General features: G+C 58.2%; 20 protein-coding genes. 1 reads left to right on the top strand and 19 read right to left on the bottom strand.

Features of this window, described 5'->3' with window-relative positions; genetic code table 11:
- Positions 1-44: 44 nt before the first annotated feature.
- Positions 45-1,322, bottom strand: a complete 1,278-nt coding sequence (gene umuC / locus PCOSP_RS10165) for a translesion error-prone DNA polymerase V subunit UmuC (RefSeq protein ID WP_464711036.1) — start codon at positions 1,320-1,322, stop codon at positions 45-47.
- Positions 1,315-1,740 (bottom strand): LexA family protein, encoded by a 426-nt coding sequence (locus PCOSP_RS10160; RefSeq protein ID WP_464711035.1) that lies wholly within the window; start codon positions 1,738-1,740, stop codon positions 1,315-1,317. The genes umuC and PCOSP_RS10160 overlap by 8 nt, the downstream gene beginning before the upstream one ends.
- 98 nt (positions 1,741-1,838) lie before the next feature.
- Here PCOSP_RS10160 and PCOSP_RS10155 point away from each other — a divergent pair, with 98 nt between their 5' ends.
- A complete protein-coding gene (locus PCOSP_RS10155) occupies positions 1,839-2,540 on the top strand; it encodes an SOS response-associated peptidase family protein (protein ID WP_464711033.1) in 702 nt (233 codons plus the stop codon).
- On the opposite strand, the gene PCOSP_RS10150 is transcribed toward PCOSP_RS10155, so the two are convergent.
- The 17 genes from PCOSP_RS10150 to PCOSP_RS10070 form a co-directional block, all read right to left on the bottom strand.
- Positions 2,537-2,728, bottom strand: coding sequence for a hypothetical protein (locus PCOSP_RS10150; protein ID WP_265068938.1), 192 nt, complete (start codon positions 2,726-2,728; stop codon positions 2,537-2,539). The two genes, PCOSP_RS10155 and PCOSP_RS10150, sit on opposite strands and share 4 nt — an antisense overlap.
- An 83-nt stretch (positions 2,729-2,811) precedes the next feature.
- Entirely contained in the window at positions 2,812-3,606 is a 795-nt protein-coding gene (locus tag PCOSP_RS10145) for a DNA adenine methylase (protein WP_464711031.1), read from the bottom strand.
- 149 nt (positions 3,607-3,755) lie between these two features.
- Positions 3,756-4,271 (bottom strand): lysis system i-spanin subunit Rz, encoded by a 516-nt coding sequence (locus PCOSP_RS10140; RefSeq protein WP_464711029.1) that lies wholly within the window; start codon positions 4,269-4,271, stop codon positions 3,756-3,758.
- The gene (locus PCOSP_RS10135; protein WP_464711027.1) at positions 4,268-4,693 is read right to left on the bottom strand and encodes a cell wall hydrolase; all 426 of its coding nucleotides are present in this window, start codon (positions 4,691-4,693) and stop codon (positions 4,268-4,270) included. Before PCOSP_RS10135 ends, PCOSP_RS10140 begins: the two co-directional genes overlap by 4 nt.
- 73 nt (positions 4,694-4,766) lie before the next feature.
- Positions 4,767-5,813 (bottom strand): phage late control D family protein, encoded by a 1,047-nt coding sequence (locus PCOSP_RS10130; protein ID WP_464711025.1) that lies wholly within the window; start codon positions 5,811-5,813, stop codon positions 4,767-4,769.
- A 71-nt stretch (positions 5,814-5,884) separates the two neighbouring features.
- Complete coding sequence (locus tag PCOSP_RS10125) at positions 5,885-6,328, bottom strand: hypothetical protein (protein WP_464711024.1); 444 nt, start codon at positions 6,326-6,328, stop codon at positions 5,885-5,887.
- 50 nt (positions 6,329-6,378) lie between these two features.
- Complete coding sequence (locus tag PCOSP_RS10120; RefSeq protein ID WP_464711023.1) at positions 6,379-6,585, bottom strand: tail protein X; 207 nt, start codon at positions 6,583-6,585, stop codon at positions 6,379-6,381.
- Entirely contained in the window at positions 6,560-7,405 is an 846-nt protein-coding gene (locus PCOSP_RS10115; RefSeq protein ID WP_464711021.1) for a phage tail protein, read from the bottom strand. The genes PCOSP_RS10120 and PCOSP_RS10115 overlap by 26 nt, the downstream gene beginning before the upstream one ends.
- A gap of 9 nt (positions 7,406-7,414) precedes the next feature.
- On the bottom strand, positions 7,415-9,991 hold the full coding sequence (locus PCOSP_RS10110) for a phage tail tape measure protein (protein WP_464711020.1): 2,577 nt from the start codon (positions 9,989-9,991) through the stop codon (positions 7,415-7,417).
- A gap of 100 nt (positions 9,992-10,091) precedes the next feature.
- A complete protein-coding gene (locus tag PCOSP_RS10105) occupies positions 10,092-10,418 on the bottom strand; it encodes a phage tail assembly protein (RefSeq protein ID WP_464711019.1) in 327 nt (108 codons plus the stop codon).
- A gap of 71 nt (positions 10,419-10,489) precedes the next feature.
- Positions 10,490-10,999, bottom strand: coding sequence for a phage major tail tube protein (locus PCOSP_RS10100; RefSeq protein ID WP_464711017.1), 510 nt, complete (start codon positions 10,997-10,999; stop codon positions 10,490-10,492).
- A gap of 12 nt (positions 11,000-11,011) precedes the next feature.
- A complete protein-coding gene (locus PCOSP_RS10095; protein ID WP_464711016.1) occupies positions 11,012-12,175 on the bottom strand; it encodes a phage tail sheath subtilisin-like domain-containing protein in 1,164 nt (387 codons plus the stop codon).
- An 87-nt stretch (positions 12,176-12,262) separates the two neighbouring features.
- Entirely contained in the window at positions 12,263-12,697 is a 435-nt protein-coding gene (locus PCOSP_RS10090; RefSeq protein ID WP_464711015.1) for a phage tail assembly chaperone, read from the bottom strand.
- 9 nt (positions 12,698-12,706) lie between these two features.
- A complete protein-coding gene (locus PCOSP_RS10085; protein WP_464711014.1) occupies positions 12,707-13,966 on the bottom strand; it encodes a phage tail protein in 1,260 nt (419 codons plus the stop codon).
- Entirely contained in the window at positions 13,959-14,567 is a 609-nt protein-coding gene (locus PCOSP_RS10080; RefSeq protein WP_464711013.1) for a phage tail protein I, read from the bottom strand. The genes PCOSP_RS10085 and PCOSP_RS10080 overlap by 8 nt, the downstream gene beginning before the upstream one ends.
- Positions 14,567-15,448: a baseplate assembly protein gene (locus PCOSP_RS10075; RefSeq protein ID WP_464711012.1), complete on the bottom strand. Its 882-nt coding sequence runs from the start codon at positions 15,446-15,448 to the stop codon at positions 14,567-14,569. Before PCOSP_RS10075 ends, PCOSP_RS10080 begins: the two co-directional genes overlap by 1 nt.
- Positions 15,445-15,771, bottom strand: coding sequence for a GPW/gp25 family protein (locus PCOSP_RS10070; RefSeq protein WP_464711011.1), 327 nt, complete (start codon positions 15,769-15,771; stop codon positions 15,445-15,447). The genes PCOSP_RS10075 and PCOSP_RS10070 overlap by 4 nt, the downstream gene beginning before the upstream one ends.
- Between the last annotated feature and the right edge of the window lie 2 nt (positions 15,772-15,773).

Raw genomic sequence — 15,773 nt, 5'->3', positions numbered from 1 at the left:
GGACCATCGAGTTAGGGTATTTTTATGAATGGTAACTTCCTCTATCATCCACAGCTAACTGTCCACAATTGGTCCAATCTTGTCGTATAACTTTGGCTCATCATTTCCCGCCGCATCCCCCAATCAGGATTTACAGGCACGCTCGCCGAGCGGAGCGTGCCCCTGCCCCATCGTCCATTGACCTGATCCAACACTGCCATCAGCTTTGTAGCGTCAGCAGGCTGAGATGTGGCAAACAAATCATCCGTAAACTCACCCAACTGGCAGAGACTCATCAGCAGCACCTCGGCCTTGCTGTACTTGAAGCCCGGCCGGAATACTCGGTCGAGCGCGTCCACCGCTGCCTTGGTGAGCAGTCGCACATCGTCGGTAGGGTACGGCAGGTCAACCAACACGCCGTTGGCATACTTCGCCTCCTCCGGGTTGAACATGCCCGTGCGGATGCTGACGCGGATCTTCTTGCATAGCGACTGCTGCGCCCTGAGTTTCTCCGAAGCCCGCATGATGTACGTGGCTACCGCCTCCTTGATGGGAGCCAATTCCGTGAGCCGCTTACCAAACATCCGGCTACAACAGATCTCCTGCTTCGGCGGGTCTGGCTCATCCAGCTCCAGGCACGGTGTGCCAGCCAGCTCGCGGGCAGTCTTCTCGATCACCACGCTGAATTTCTTGCGTAGCGTCCAAGGGTCGGCCTTCGCCAGATCCATCGCGGTCTTGATACCCATGGCGTCCAAGTGCAGTTTCATCTTGCGGCCGACGCCCCAGACCTCGGACACGTCGGTGTTGCGCAGCACCCAATCGCGCTTGAATGGGTCGCAGATGTCGACCACACCTCCCGTTTGCACCTGCAGGCGCTTGGCCGTGTGGTTCGCGAGCTTCGCCAGGGTCTTGGTGTGAGCGATCCCTACCCCGACCGGAATGCCAGTGCAGCGCAATACGTGGCTGCGGATCTTGCGGCCGAGGGCATCCCGACCGTTAATCCCGGTCAGATCCGCGAAGGCTTCGTCAATGCTGTAGACCTCGACGGCGGGCACCATCGATTCAATGAGAGTCATCACGCGCTCACTCATGTCCCCATAGAGCGCGTAATTCGATGAGAACGGGACGATTCCGTGTTTCTGCAGCTTGTGCTTGATCTGGAAATACGGCTCGCCCATCTTCACATAGGGCTTGGCGTCGTAACTGCGGGCGATCACACAGCCGTCGTTGTTGCTCAGCACCACGATGGGCACGCGGGCCAGATCCGGACGGAACACACGCTCGCAACTGGCGTAGAAGCTGTTGCAGTCAATCAAGGCGAAAACCGGCTGAACCTTAGACATGGCTGCGCACACTGCAGGTGATGACGCCCCAGATGACCAGCTCGTCGCCCTCGAGCACGTACCTCGGTGGGTACTTTGGGTTCTCCGACAGGAGAATCACCTCCTTCCCACGTATGCAAAGACGTTTGCATACGGGTTCGTTGTTCAGCAGCGCCACGACGATGTGACCATGCGCAGGCTCCATCGCACGATCCACGACGGCCAGGTCCCCTTCAAAGATCCCTGCGCCCTGCATGCTCTCCCCAGCAATGGAGACTAGGTAGACATGCGGGGCGCGAATATTCAGAACCTCATCCAATGAGATGTGCGCTTCGATGTGATCAGCCGCCGGAGACGGAAACCCGGCAGGCACTCGAAACGAACATAAGGGCAGCTTCAAGCCACCCTCTACAACAGGACCTAGAATTGAGAAGCTCATGACGCACGACACCCAAATACTGTACGAACATACAGTTAACTTTGTACAAGGTTGGCGGTCAATTTTGTATAGGAAAAATCTGACAGGCGGGACAGCTCATGTGCGGGAGATTCGTGCAGTACGAGGGGATGGCGGTGTTTATGGAGGAGCTTGGCCCTCAGCTGCCATTGTTCGACGGGTACGACGCGCAGCCAATCAGCCGGTACAACGTGGCTCCGACGACCCGTGTACAGATCCTGCACAGCACAGAGGCACGCATTCACATCACGCCAGTGAGGTGGGGCTGGGCGCCCTTTTGGGCGAAGGGGAAACGTCCGGATCCGATTAATGCAAGGATCGAGACCGTTACGACGGGAAAGTTTTTCAAACAGCTTTGGCCGGCCGGGCGCGCACTGGTACCCAGCGAGGGCTGGTATGAGTGGGTTAAAGATCCAAATGATCCAAAGAAAAAACAACCCTATTTCATCCGGCTGAAGGGTCAGAAACCGATGTTCTTCGGGGCGCTCGCACAAGCCCGCCCAGGTCTGGACGAGCAGGACGGTGACGGTTTCGTAATCATTACCGCGTCATGCGACCAGGGCATGGTAGATATCCATGATCGCAGGCCGTTAGTGTTATCACCTGAGCAAGCGCGGGAGTGGCTTGACCCGGATCTTAGCCCAGGGCAGGCAGAGGAAATTGCCAGAGATCGTTCCCGGCCGGAAGCCGATTTCGAATGGTATGCCGTGGGCAAGGAGGTGGGGAACGTCAAAAATCAGGGAGCACAGTTGTTGCTCCCCTGGAGTCCGGAAGAAACTTAAGCCTGACTACGTTGATCCAGAAGGCGGGCCGCCTCTGGGAATCCCACCCAGCGTGCGTTCTGGTCCAACCCTCGCCCAGCCAACACCACGCCGGCCCAGTGATTCAGATCCACCTCCCCGCGTGCCACCGCCGCCAGCAGCTCGGAGGGGAAGATGTTCAAGTATTTGTCAGCGGTTTCGGCTTCCATGGTCTTGGTCCTTCGTTTGTGTGACCACAGTAACGCTCCAGCGTAATCACATAGCAAGCGGATCTGATCGAGCGCGATAACCATTAGAACAGCCCTCCCAACGCTGCCGGCTCCCAGTTCATGATCACCAGTTCACCGCTGACCTCAGCCTTGGCCTGACGCTGGTTCGTGTTGCTGTACCGTATGTCCAACGTCTCGAAGTGAAAGCCTTCAAACACACGACGGATGTCCGGGTGGTCGTTGATGCTGACCATTACCTTGCCCTTGCAGCGACGCATAAAGTCAGCCATCCGCTCGTAATTTTCGAACGGGAAGTCCACGCCATAACCAGCGGTCTGCCAGTACGGCGGGTCCATGTAGTGGAACGTGTGAGCACGGTCGTAGCGCTCAGCACAATCAAGCCAAGGGAGGTTTTCAACATAGGTACCGGACAGCCGCTGCCATGCGGCCGAGAGGTTCTCCTCGATCCGCAGCAGATTGATGGCCGGGCCAGTAGTCGCGGTTCCGAAAGTCTGTCCGGTGACCTTGCCGGCAAAGGCATGGTGCTGCAGATAAAAGAACCGGGCGGCGCGTTGGATGTCGGTGAGGGTTTCAGGGCGGGTCATTTTCTGCCACTCGAACACCTGGCGGGAGCTGAGCGCCCACTTGAACTGGCGCACAAATTCTTCCAGGTGGTTCTGCACGACGCGATAGAGCGTCACCAGGTCGCCGTTGATGTCATTCAGGACTTCAACCGGAGCGGCCTGAGGTCGCATGAAGTAAAGCGCGGCACCGCCGGCAAAGACTTCGACATAGCATTCGTGAGGCGGAAAAAGCGGAATGAGGCGGTCGGCTAGGCGGCGTTTGCCGCCCATCCAAGGGATGATGGGTGAACTCATTGAAAGCAAGACCTTTACTGTATGGATAAACAGGTGCTAGGCTCGCCGCGCTTTGTGCACGGAGCAGGAGCCTTGGCTGGACTTGCAGGGACATCTGCAGGGACGGCGACCGGATCAGATGTTGGCGCATCTGGCCCGGTCGCTCCTTTTCACTTCGGTGTTGAAACTTCTTTGGCGTAGGCCTGGCAAGCCGCCAGGGCTACCAGTCCCCGGTCGCCGGCATCGGTGATGCCGATAATTCGTTGAGCATGCGCCGGGTCAAGTCGGGCTCTTGCTCCTCCATGAACCACGCCGCCGGCGCCGGCGGTGGCAGGCACTGGGCTGCAACTGGCTGGATCCTCGAGGAGGACTGACAGCCGCAAATCAGAAGTGGCAAGGCGATCGCGCAGGCGAGCCTGATTGGTTTGAGCATCGCTCAATTCCTTGTAGTGGGTTTGTTCGCTGGCTGACAGTCGCTGCTCAAGCGCGAGACGTTTGTCCTGCTCGGCTCGGGCCTGGGTGGCGGCTGCGTTGCTGATGGCGGTGAGGTCATCCTTGTGCAGGCCGGCCTGCTCTGCCAACTGCTTCCCGTAACGCCAGTCCTGGACCTTCCACGCTGCACCGAATGCCAGCAGCACTGCCACCAGTACGCCGACTGCCCAGGCCTTCACGCCCACGGAATTCATGGCACGTCCTTGAAGAAAAGGTGATTGCCCAGGCGCAGGGTCTGGATAGCCTTGGCGGCCCAAGCCGGCGCCTTCGGCATGGTCGTGGCGTAGTAGTGGGTCGCGCCCTTGGTCAGGTCAGGCTCGGTGCCGGAAATCACCAAGTCCGCCGCCCGCTGGGCCTGGGCGAACTGCTTCGGCGGGATCGGCTTGGCGCCACTCAAGTAGGGATAGTTCGGGTCGTTCTTGTTCCAGCAACTGAACTGGTAAGGTGCCTGACACACGCTGGCATATCCCTCGCCCCACCAGGACTTGTCCCGGCCGTCCTCCACACGGTTGCGGATGGTCCAGGCCACGGCGATCTGGCCGGCCAGGCCTTCACCGCGAGCCTCACCCCACAGGGTGCGGGCCAGGATGTCTCGGTCCTTCTCGGAAACAGTCATAACTTTTCTCCAGGCAAAAAAAACCCGCTCGATGGCGGGTTGCGGTTGTTCAATCAAGGCAGGGAGATTGCGGCTAAAGCTCAACGACCTTGAGCGGTTTGGCTTCTTTCTTCTTTTTCTTCCCGGCGGCCTTGGCTTTTCCTTTCTTGCCGCCGTTGCACTCGACGGTGGTGGTCCAGCCAGCGGGGGTAAACATCTGCTCCACTGCGTCCGCCAGATACTCTCCATCGAGGCCGGGCTTGATGCCCTGGACCACAATGAGCCGTTCGGCGAAGACATCGGTTCGCCCGGCCATTTCCAGGCGCACCCCTGCAGTGCTGCGATTGAACGCAGCCAAGCGCGCCTTGGCGGCCTGCTCGGCGGCAGATTTGTTCGGGTAGATATGCCGGTCGGTGTGAACCGCAGGGAGGCCGTCGGGCAATTCGTCATTCCCCAGCTCGACCACCTGTAGGGCGCCCGTTTTCTTGTCCTGGTGTTTGGTGCGTACCGCCTTCTGTGTGTTACGGTCACCGAAGCGGAATTGATAACGGCTCAGATCGCTACGCCCCAGGACTACGGGGCTCAGGTTCTTGCCGCTCGCGGTTTGACTGCCCTGGCGGGGCATCACCAACAGCTTGCCGTCGGCCAGCTTGGCCGTGCAGTCGTATTGCTTCGCGAGTCGAGTGATGAAGTTGTAATCCGACTCGTTGAGCTGGTCGATGCGGGGCACTTTGGTTTGCACGGGACACACCGGCTGCCAGCCATTTCGGGCCGCCACGTCCCGCACGATCTGCTGCAGGGACACATCTTCCCAAGACCCACTGCGCACAGTCTTACCACTGCCACGAATATCACTTGCTTTGCCGCGAATCTCGATAGAATCAGGGGGCCCAGATACGATTACTTCATCGACAATGTAGCCACCCATGCGGGATAACGCTTGGCCGCTGTAACCCATAAAAATTTCTACGCTAGCCCCTCGACTAGGCAAAGCCACAGCCCCATCACGGTCATCAAGACGTAACTCAAACTCATCGGACTCCATCCCTGGTTTGTCCGACGTTCGTAAACTCAACAATCGGTCGTTTATTAATGCAGAAATATTTTTGCCATCTGCAATGATTCGGAACTCAGGCTTCATACTTCAGACTCCAAAAATACAAACCCCGCACTTGGCGGGGTCTTTCAACTTTTTATCGAGTTCGTACATCGTTAGCATGGAGGCCCAAAAAACTTTCCCTCTAAAGCAACATACATCGCATCGAAAAGCTTCCCATTGTCCCCTAAATAACCACCAACAATAATTGGCTCCTCCGATCCGTCAACCGTTATAGCGAATCCGGCATTATAACGTTTGCAGGACAAACCCAAATACTCTGTAGCGACTACTTTTTGCGATTTGAATAGCGACACCATTACCACGAAACGGACCGCATCGTCCGCCTCATAGCGTAAGCCTTCAATCTCGATCTCTCTCATTCCGATATTATCTTTGAAACCCAGCTTCACTTCAGCAATGGACTCACGCCCATCGTTAAGATACTTATCGAACCCAGAAACTATTTCATTAACTTTAGAGGTAATTCGCTGCCATTCTTGGTCACGCGCTTTTTCACCTTCCTCGTATTTGCGCAACAGCTCAAATGCTTTGGTCATTATCCTGATTCCCTTATCCATGGCTGAGCTGGCATCATAATGCCACCCTCTCAGCTCCACAACCAAACTACGGCTTCTGCTTGGCTCTGAAGATCGGGCAGGACAATTAACAAACCAGTACGAAACGGTTGAGGCTCATCAGCCAGCCCTGGATTAGCCGCGAGCACGGCCTCCACCGTACCGTTCAGATGCCCGTAGTAGTGATAACAAACGGTGTCCAGTACATCCCCATCAGACGTTCTGCAGGTCGTTGCCATAGCTCACAAACTCCAGTGAAAAGGATTGCTTGCGGGGAATGCCACCGGCGAGCAGGTGACTTTGTTCCTCCTCGATGTTGAGCAGGCACCAGGTACCCAGCACTTCACCGTAGCCGGTGGTCAGATTCACCGGCTGCAGGCGGCGTCCAATAGAACGCAAAGCATCCAACTGCTTGAGCCCACCCTTGAAGCCCGGAAAAATCGTACCCTTGAGGCTGATTTTGTCCTCCCCCTGGCCGACCGCCTGCTGGGCAATGCTGCGTGTCAGGCGTTCCTGGCCAGCCCAGCGAAACGACGTTTGCCGCCGCAGCTCCTCGAAAGCCGCCGTGTCCAGGTTGAAGTAGTACGGGCGGGCGTTCGACTCCAGCGGTTGCATGATCAACAGATGCGGGAAAGGCTTAACGGCTTCAGCCGCAGGCGTCAGCAGAGGCGCGAAAGCCCCTGTGGGCAGGATGTTGTTCAGCGATGGGCTCACCTGCCCGGCGATGCGATTGATGGCCGCACCCGCCTTCCCTGCTTGTTCCTGGAGCGACCCCAGCCGTTCCTGAATCTGACTGGCCGCATTGACAGCCTGGTTGTACCTGGCGGCAACCTGCCCCACAGCAGACTGAGCCGCGTTGATTGCCCGCATGGTCCGCTGAACCTTTGCGCCGATAGCCGGCCCGATGAAGGGCACACCCTCTAGCTCCGAGGCTGCGCCCGTCATGTCGCCGATAGCACCGTTGAGGGGCCCCAACATGCCGTCGAGACTGGTACGGCCAGACTCCCCCGCCTCAAGCAGCGATTTCAGCGCCGATTGCATTTGCTCCATGTAGGCCATGGCACCTCCTTAAACATGCGGGGCATCGAACAGTTGACTCGACGACTGCCGGGCAACCGTTTCACGGGAAAATGCCTCCATGAGCTGACGTAAGTGCGGTTCCAACTCCCGAGCCAGTTGCGCAGGATCTTTCACATCCCCTTGAACGGTGATGGAGACATTCGGCGCGAAGCTGAAGGCCTGTTCAACCTTCGGTGGCACGGGCGGAGTCGGCTCTGCTGGCTTGGCAATTTCAGGAGGTTTGACCTCTGGCGCATTCTCCTCGCTGCCGAACCAGGACTTGCCCAAGAAGCTGCCGATGCTCTCGCCACCCAGGCCTCCCAACGCTGCACCGATTGCGCCTCCGATGGCGGTACCGATGATTGGCACCACCGAACCAATAGCGGCGCCCGCTGCCCCCCCGGCAAGAGCGCCCGCCAAGCCGCCGGCGGCACCGCCATAGCCCTCGGCTTTTTCGTCTTGGGTGGTGGCGTTGAGCGCGGTGTCCAGGACACCGATCCCTGCATCGAGCACCGAACCACCGGGAATACGCTTGGTGGCCCGTGTCACACTCCTCAACGATTTAACAGCCATACCGAGCGAACCACTGGGCACCGCCTCTGCCGCAGCGGCTAGTGGCACGGCCGACAGCATCCCCACCTTAGGCATGACCGAAGCAACAGGCGCTGACACGGTTGGGACACTCGGCATCCGGACAGGTAGCCGGCGACGGGAGATTGTCCCGATTCCTGTACGTCGACCACGGCGGCCACGCTGACGTCTACGAGTGCCGCCGCCGGGATCTGCCCCTGGGCCGGAACTCGCCCGGCCAATAGCATCGGCGTTGACGACAAACACGCGTTGCGGCTCATTGCTGATTGCCGCTGCTGAATCGGTGCCGGCGCCTAAAAACTTGCCGAGGACACCCAGGCCCTTGTCCACGGTCTTGTTACCAGTCCTCGGTGCCTTGGCGACAGCATCACCGAGGGCACCGGCACCACGCTCCAGCACCCGGCCTCGACTGATGTTGTATAAGCCCTTGCCAATTTTTACGGCACTGGCAGCGCTCTTGAGTGCAATCAACCCAGCGGTGATGCCAGCAATGCCCATTACCACCGGTTGCGCGCCATCCGAAAGCTTGGTCAACCCACGAACAATCGAAGTCAGGCCCTGGGCGACTGCATCCGTCGCCGGGCGAATGGCGTCACCGATGCTACGCATCCCGTCGCTGACCGCCTGACCCAGCTCGTCCCACATCTGTTTCGATGTTTCGCGCCGCTCGGCCAGGTTCTTGTCCAAGATCTCGCCCGAGGATTGCGAATCCTTTTTCAGCTGCTCGTACAGCTCCCTGTTTTGCGAGTAGGCCGTGAGCGCCGCTTTGACCTGCATGTCCGCGAACAGATCACCGGTACGCAGGGATTTCTCCAGTGCATCGAGCGCGGCCTTGGCTTTCTCCGGATCCGTCTCCTTACTGATTTTGGCCTGGGCTTCTGCCATCTTCGCGGCTTTCGCCGGGTCGGTTGCCTGGATGTATTTCATGGCCAGGGCAAAGCTGGACTCCAGCGTCGACATGCCCTTTTGAATACCGGTATTCAGCGAGGCCTGATAATCGATGCCGGCTGCCTTGTAAGCCTTGACCACATCTCCCGAACCGATTTTCTCCATCCAGTTCTTGAGGTTGTTGGCCGCCTCGTCCGAGCCACCTGCAGTTTTCATCTGGACTTGAAGCATGGCCCCCAACGAGCTGACCGCTTCCATGCCAGTGCTGCCGTTTTTCTCCATGCTGGCCAGCAGCTGCGGGAACCACCGGGCCATGTCACTGGCTTCGAAGCTACCCGCCTGCCCCTGGAATGCGATAGCCTCCAGCGCCTGTTGCATCACCTTGGGATCGGTGATTTTGGCGTTCTGCTGCAGCGCCATGATCATGCTGGCCGTGTCGACGCCCGACGCGCCTTGGCCAACCGAAAACTTCGCCGCCATTGGTGCGTAGGCCATCGCTGGTTTGAGGTCCATGCCGGCACCGACCAACTGGTTTATCAGATCCGCCACATCGTTACGGGCCATGCCAGTATCGCGATGGGTCTGAATCACCGTCTGACTAAGTTGTGTTTCTTGCGGCTTGTTGGCCACGTCGGCCTTGATGGCGATATCCCGAATGATCGCTTGGTAATCCGCGCTAACCTTGGCGGGAATCGTCGCAAAGGCTGCGGCGACGACACCTTGAGCAACGCTCGACGTGAGTCCTTTCTTGCCTGCATCAAGTTGCTGATGACCTTTGAGCTGCAGATCGGCAGCCTTGGCTGCCCGGCCGAGCCGCTGGTATTCCTGACCCAACCGGCCCACCTGAACACCCTGCTTGCGCAGGGCATCGAGGTTGCCGTTGAGCTTGCGCAACAGGCCGTCCGCCGAGGCAGCGCCCGTTTCGTGCGCCCGCTTCCATTCATCACGCAGGCGGATGGTTTCGCCAATGGTGCTCTTGAGCACCTTGGTCTTGTTGCCTTTGTCCTCCAGCTTTTTGATGTGTCCTTCAACCGTGCGAAAGGCAGACCCCACCGTCGAACTGACGGCACCGCCAATCACCAGCGATAAAGCTAGCCTGCCTGCCATCAACTACCCCATATTTTAGTCAGTGAGCCACCAGACCATGTCGGAGAACGGCATAGCCAGGATTTCGTCGGCGGAGAAATGCAGCTCGACGGCCAGACGTTTAGCGAGCTGTTTTTGCACTTTCTGGTTGAAGCTCATCATCTTGCACCAGGCGAAAATAACCGGCCTGCAAGCGATTGAGGTCCTTCACCAGTAGACCGTCCAGATCCTTGACTCCGATCTCAGCCAGCGACGTATACAGATACTCGTCCTGTTTTTCTTCATCGGAAGGGAACGCCTCTCGGGCCTTGCGAAGGTCACGCACTGTGGGGGCTCGCAAACTCAACGTATCGACGAGCACCCCGTTGGCTTCACTTGGTACGCTCAGCTTCACAGTCACACGGTCAGCCGCCAGGGTCATCCAGCTTGGGATTTTGGTGTCGCTCATAATGTTATGTCCTTGAGAATAGGCGGGAGGCCGTCGCCCAGACGAGGCACTGGGCAGACGGACAAAAGGAATTAGAGGCCCAAGGCGGAACGCTGGGCGGCGAGTTGATCAACACCGTTGATAACTCGGCGCATGCCGAGGGGGTCGATCTCGTAGACGGTTCGGCCGTCTACTTCGAGCTTGTAATAGGTCAGGCTGACGGCGTGTTTGATCTCAGCTTTGTCGCCCGCTTTCCAGTCGCCCATGTCGACCTCTTTCAACGCGCCACGGAGGGTGACGATGACTGGCGTGACTTTGCCTTTGAGCCCTTTATAGGCCCCCCGGAACGTGCCGTTGAACGCGGTCCCGTCGGTCAAGCCGAAGAACTTCAACGACTCACGCCGCACGCCGGTGGTGGTGAAGTTCGCCTCCTGTTTTTCCATGCCCATGTCCAACTCGACCGGCGCGTCCATACCGCCGCCACGATGCTCTTCCATCTTGAGCGTGAGCTTGGGTAGCGTCAGGCTCGGTACATCGCCTTGGAAGCTGACGCCATCGACGAACAAGTTCAGGTTCGCCAAGGTTTCGGGAATCATTGCCATTGGGGTCGCTCCTTAAGCGGCGGCGTCGAGAACTTCGGTCAGCCATTGGTTGGTGACCTCTACGCGGAAGTTGGGGTTTTCTGCAGGCGGGACGTCGGTAAAGCGAATGTTCCAGTACACCTTGCCCTGTTCGAGTTGACTGGCTGTGTTCAGCTCAGGGTCAGCAAACACCTCGAAGTTGATGATCGCGCCTTGGGCTTTCAGGTCACGCATGAACGCTTGCAGCCCCTCGGTAACGTCCTTGATGTACGTCGCGGTGATGGAGCGATCCACGGCCCACTTGTGGCCGTACAGAATCGCGTCCATGACGATGTCCATAGTGCGCACACGGGTAACGAACGCCCATTTCGGATCGCTCGATAGGGTGCGGTTGCCCCACAGGCGGAAGCCATCGTCACGGATAATCGTAGTGATGTTGGCGTTGTTGAGCAGGTTGGCCCGGCAGGTTTCGTCTCCATCCAAAAACTCAATCGGGCGCGAGGTGCCGGTGATACCGACAAACTCCTTGTTCGAAGGCGAAGCCCAAAAGCCGTACTCACTGTCGGTCCAAGCGAACAAACCAGCTACCCAGGCAGAGCCCGGCGCATCGACCGTAGCGTCCGCTGTGGTATCCCAATACCGAACACCTGGATCGACCAGAAACGCACGCTTGGCGCCGAAGTTATCGGCGTAAGCCATCACCGCCTCATCGGTGGTGTTCGGACCATCCAGGATGGCCAGACCGCGCAGCTTGTCCGCCAGCGCTACCAGGGCCGTGCCAACCGCCAGTGTCGAGCTGTGCTTGGGGGTTACCAACAGCCGCGGCTGAGCGTTGAAACGACTCTTGCCATCCAGCAATGCCTGCAGGCCGGTACGCTTACCGTTGGCCAGCACGCCACCAATGATGGCCGAGGCCTGTTCTGCAGGATCCTCCAGCTTGGCCACTCCGCAAGCGACGATCACCGCCTTGGCTCGGGTGTAGATGGCCTGGCAAGCCTTGGTCATTGCCGAGTCAGGCCCGAAGGCGGCCACCGCTTCGCGCTCGTTGGTGATCATGACCAGGTCATTCGGTTGGGCGCTGTAGGCAGGCGCCGGCACAAAGGTGTCAACCAGCCCGATGATCGAGGACGACGGCAACGCAATGACACGAGCACCGGTGTCGACGTTCGTGACGGTCACGCCATGAAAGAAGCTCATAGAATCTCCAGGTACGAAAAAGCCCCGCAGTACGAGGCCTTGTTTGTGGTGAAGCGGAAAAGAAAACGCCCCGTCGGTGCGGGGCGTTTAAGGGGTTTGTTGGGCGATCCACGCGGGGCGCGTCGGACGAGCAAGAGGATCAGGAAAATCAGCAGCAGCAGGCCAATCCCGAAGCTGCTGCATGTACGCGAGCAACTCACTGAACTGAGCCGTGCTGAGTGTCGTTACACTGGACAACTCCAGCTCATCCCGATGACGCTCACGCAACCACTTGATGGCATTTATTTCTGCATCACGCCATGCTCGTTCGGCGCTGGCCGGAACATCCGGGTCCACAGCTGGCTCGACTAAAATCGGCAGACCTAATTCGTCCAACTGAATGACCTTTCCTGCTGCCTCACCGGCGAGCAGCAATGCGTGCATCGCTGAAGATATCTCCACTACATCCAAAGGGATGCTCTTCACAGAATGTGTGGCAGTGTTGAAGAAGCTACGGGTTTCCGCATGGTAAAAAATAGTCATGACTGCTCCTCAATATCCAATGGCCCACCAGGAAATCCATCCTGCTGAGGCCGTATAGTTATTTTGCAATCGGAGCACCGACTTAGAAATGATGACTGCCCCAGGGGCAAATGACGCAGTGGTCGTCATAGTGGTGAAATTCATGCTCGCGTAGGCGCGAAAAGCTGCGTTAGGAAAAGCCAAAGGAAAGGACACATCCCGAACGGGCCCGACGTCGCCGATCCCAGTCGTCGCTTGCGGTACTCCTGTTAGGGTTCCCCACTGCACGATAAGACCGCCCAGCCATACGGGGAACGCTATATATCCATTTGCATCAAGCAACATGGAGAAACCGAAACGCAGCTTTTTAGGCGTCACAATCGTGGCGTCATCTACTCCGGCATTCACCAGCGTTTGGGTGGCGACTCGTGCGAGCCCGAGCACGCTTTCGGTTGCCTGGACAACCTTCGCAGCAATCGCTTGAAACACCCGTAGAGGACTCATTGGCTTGTTGGTATCAGCGCCGGCCTCCGCTTCGACTTGACTGGCCATAGCCACGCCGTAACCGCTCAGCGTGTTTGGTACCCCGGTCAGTGCCGTCCATCTCAGCGAAGTAAGCCCGCTGCCGTTTCCAGAGAGTATCCCGCCGATCTGGAGGTCGCCGGTAATGCTCCCACCTGACTTGCTCAACGCATCGGTAATACCGTAACCATTCAGAGTGGTTGGGTTGCTGCCATTTTGAACAATCCCCCGCTCATTGATTGTGACTCGGGTGTAGGTACCTACAGGCTTGTTGAGGGGCAACACCTCCAGGATGGCGGCGTCAACGTAAGCCCGAGTTGCCAACACAACTGAAGGATCAATCTTGAGCACGACGCTGTCGCTGCTGGTGACGATGAAGTTCATCCGCACAACCTGCGTGCGACCCGAACCTTGAGGTAAAAGTGGTTTGAAGCTGGGAGCACAGTTTGCGACAGCGACCAGATCCCCATCCGAGTCGTAAAGCCCGAGTTCCCGAATCCAGTAACCGCCCTCGTTATCAGGGATGACTTGCTCGGCGATGATGACCGCCGGATTGACTGGATCGATCTTGAGCTGATTCAACGGGCGGCGTCGCCATTCGTTGATTAGCTTGGTTTGGGATGGGTTGGGAATCGGGTCCGTGCCGTTGGCATCTCCAACACCCATTTCTGTAATTTTCCAGGGTATGCCGAGCGCGTCGGCGTTCGCCTGTTTTGCCATACCCACATTCGTGAGGATTGCAAAAAATTTCGAATTGCCATCAATCATAATAAACATCCAGGGTGTCAATGGTGTGTTCACGTCCCACCAAGCCAAAACGGCCCGTAGCCTCAATGTCTTGCATTACTGGCGGGTAGACGTCGATTTCGTCGCCCTCGTACACGGCAACACCTATGTTCAGAATTCCCTTGGTTTCGAGACTGATCGCCAGCCCTGTCATATGGCGACTGACCGGCCGAGCGTCATCGATCAACCACGTCAGTTCCTGATAGGTTTCTTCACTGATCCCCCCATCAGAAACACCGATCTTCAAAGCAAATGTTCCGGGAACTCCAGCGGGCTGGGTTTGAAACCATTCCACCACTTCGATCAGATAACCGAATGGCTCGACTACCCGACGCAACGCTCCGATGGTGCCTTTATGGGCGTGGACATAGAACGAAGAGCGGATAACCGAACGCTTAACTTCCTCAGGCCATGCCTCGTCCCAACGATCCACAGACCAGGCCCAGGCTAGTTGGTAGAGCAGGTGCGCCGGACAGGTGTCCGGGTTGTACAAGGTTTTAAGCGGCACCTCGGTGGTTTCGTCGATAGCTGCTTCGATGGCCCGTTCGAGCTGGGTACTGTTGAGCGGTAGTAGGTTTTGCATCAGCCACCCCGCGTGACAGTGAAGCCCGAGCACCAGGCCGCTTGTGCCTTGGTGGGTCGGATGTCCTGCCAGTCAGTAAGCTCTACACGGGCAACGCCGCTGACGTGGAGCTGTGCATCAACGGCAGAACGGGCGACCTCAACACCCAGCCGGCGGCGCGGGTTAATCCAGGCTTGCAGACGCGCATTGCACTCGGCGAGCGCAGCCTCGTTTTCCGGGCCCGTGCCGGCCATGTACACCACTGCATTGATGCGATACGGCAGGATCTCAGCGCCCTGTACAGTCAAGCGATCAGCAACAGGTCGCCGATCCTCATCGTTGAGGTAAGCGCCAACTTCGGCCAACAATTCGGGATTAGCCGTGCCATCACCTGCAAGGGACAGCACGGTCACCACCACCTCAGCAGGGGCCGGGCTTTCGGCCGTCGCATCCGCCACCAGACCGGAAGCGTTGCGGGCATGGAGGATGTAGCTGTTTCGCGGTCCGGCCGTGGTGAGCCCCTCGTACCTGAGTTGGATACGTTCACGCAATGCGTCATAACTCTCCAGCACCGTCGGCACTGGCGGCACAGCGGTCGAATCCTCAGCCTGAATGACCAAGCGCTGCAGGCTCACATTGGCAGCCAACTGTTCCAAGTCGGCGCCCGTGGCATGAGCCAGGAACAGCGCCTTGGCCGCGTCGTTGACCCTGGCCCGGTTCTGCATGCGTCGATAGGCACCCAGCTCCAGCAGCTTGGTCACTGGATCGCTCTCAAGTAAAGCGGTCCAGTTGTCACCCATGTATTCGCGGAAAGTCGCCAGCTCTCCTTGATACAGCTCCTCGAAATCCAGGCTTTCCAACACTTGCGGCGCCGGTAGCGCCGAAAGGTCGATAGTGCTCATACGTTCACCTCCAGCACTACGCCGTCGCCAATATAAGAGCCCGTCAGCTGCAGAGTGATCTGGCCATCCACCACCGCAGTGACGCGCACGCGCTCCAACTTCAAACGGGGCTCCCAACGCCCCAGGGCGCGGGCGACTTCAGCCTGCACCGCGCTTTTCCAGCCTTCGTTCACCGGCAGGTCGACATAACGGCGCAGATGGCTGCCGTACTCCGGCCGCATGCGACGACTGTCGACCGGCGTACTGAGAATGTCCTCCACGGACTGCCGCAGATGCGCCGTACCTGACAGCGGCTGCCCCGTGCGACGGTCCATTCCGATCATGA

The sequence above is a fragment of the Pseudomonas sp. MAFF 730105 genome (assembly GCF_055380705.1).
Note: the sequence above shows the minus strand (reverse complement) of the source record. Positions and strands in the feature narration are given on the sequence as shown.

Coding starts and splice junctions, on each gene's coding strand:
- umuC (WP_464711036.1), bottom strand. CDS start 1,322: ATGTCTAAGGTTCAGCCGGTTTTCGCCTTGATTGACTGCAACAGCTTC.
- PCOSP_RS10160 (WP_464711035.1), bottom strand. CDS start 1,740: ATGAGCTTCTCAATTCTAGGTCCTGTTGTAGAGGGTGGCTTGAAGCTG.
- PCOSP_RS10155 (WP_464711033.1), top strand. CDS start 1,839: ATGTGCGGGAGATTCGTGCAGTACGAGGGGATGGCGGTGTTTATGGAG.
- PCOSP_RS10150 (WP_265068938.1), bottom strand. CDS start 2,728: ATGGAAGCCGAAACCGCTGACAAATACTTGAACATCTTCCCCTCCGAG.
- PCOSP_RS10145 (WP_464711031.1), bottom strand. CDS start 3,606: ATGAGTTCACCCATCATCCCTTGGATGGGCGGCAAACGCCGCCTAGCC.
- PCOSP_RS10140 (WP_464711029.1), bottom strand. CDS start 4,271: ATGAATTCCGTGGGCGTGAAGGCCTGGGCAGTCGGCGTACTGGTGGCA.
- PCOSP_RS10135 (WP_464711027.1), bottom strand. CDS start 4,693: ATGACTGTTTCCGAGAAGGACCGAGACATCCTGGCCCGCACCCTGTGG.
- PCOSP_RS10130 (WP_464711025.1), bottom strand. CDS start 5,813: ATGAAGCCTGAGTTCCGAATCATTGCAGATGGCAAAAATATTTCTGCA.
- PCOSP_RS10125 (WP_464711024.1), bottom strand. CDS start 6,328: ATGACCAAAGCATTTGAGCTGTTGCGCAAATACGAGGAAGGTGAAAAA.
- PCOSP_RS10120 (WP_464711023.1), bottom strand. CDS start 6,585: ATGGCAACGACCTGCAGAACGTCTGATGGGGATGTACTGGACACCGTT.
- PCOSP_RS10115 (WP_464711021.1), bottom strand. CDS start 7,405: ATGGCCTACATGGAGCAAATGCAATCGGCGCTGAAATCGCTGCTTGAG.
- PCOSP_RS10110 (WP_464711020.1), bottom strand. CDS start 9,991: ATGGCAGGCAGGCTAGCTTTATCGCTGGTGATTGGCGGTGCCGTCAGT.
- PCOSP_RS10105 (WP_464711019.1), bottom strand. CDS start 10,418: ATGAGCGACACCAAAATCCCAAGCTGGATGACCCTGGCGGCTGACCGT.
- PCOSP_RS10100 (WP_464711017.1), bottom strand. CDS start 10,999: ATGGCAATGATTCCCGAAACCTTGGCGAACCTGAACTTGTTCGTCGAT.
- PCOSP_RS10095 (WP_464711016.1), bottom strand. CDS start 12,175: ATGAGCTTCTTTCATGGCGTGACCGTCACGAACGTCGACACCGGTGCT.
- PCOSP_RS10090 (WP_464711015.1), bottom strand. CDS start 12,697: ATGACTATTTTTTACCATGCGGAAACCCGTAGCTTCTTCAACACTGCC.
- PCOSP_RS10085 (WP_464711014.1), bottom strand. CDS start 13,966: ATGATTGATGGCAATTCGAAATTTTTTGCAATCCTCACGAATGTGGGT.
- PCOSP_RS10080 (WP_464711013.1), bottom strand. CDS start 14,567: ATGCAAAACCTACTACCGCTCAACAGTACCCAGCTCGAACGGGCCATC.
- PCOSP_RS10075 (WP_464711012.1), bottom strand. CDS start 15,448: ATGAGCACTATCGACCTTTCGGCGCTACCGGCGCCGCAAGTGTTGGAA.
- PCOSP_RS10070 (WP_464711011.1), bottom strand. CDS start 15,771: ATGATCGGAATGGACCGTCGCACGGGGCAGCCGCTGTCAGGTACGGCG.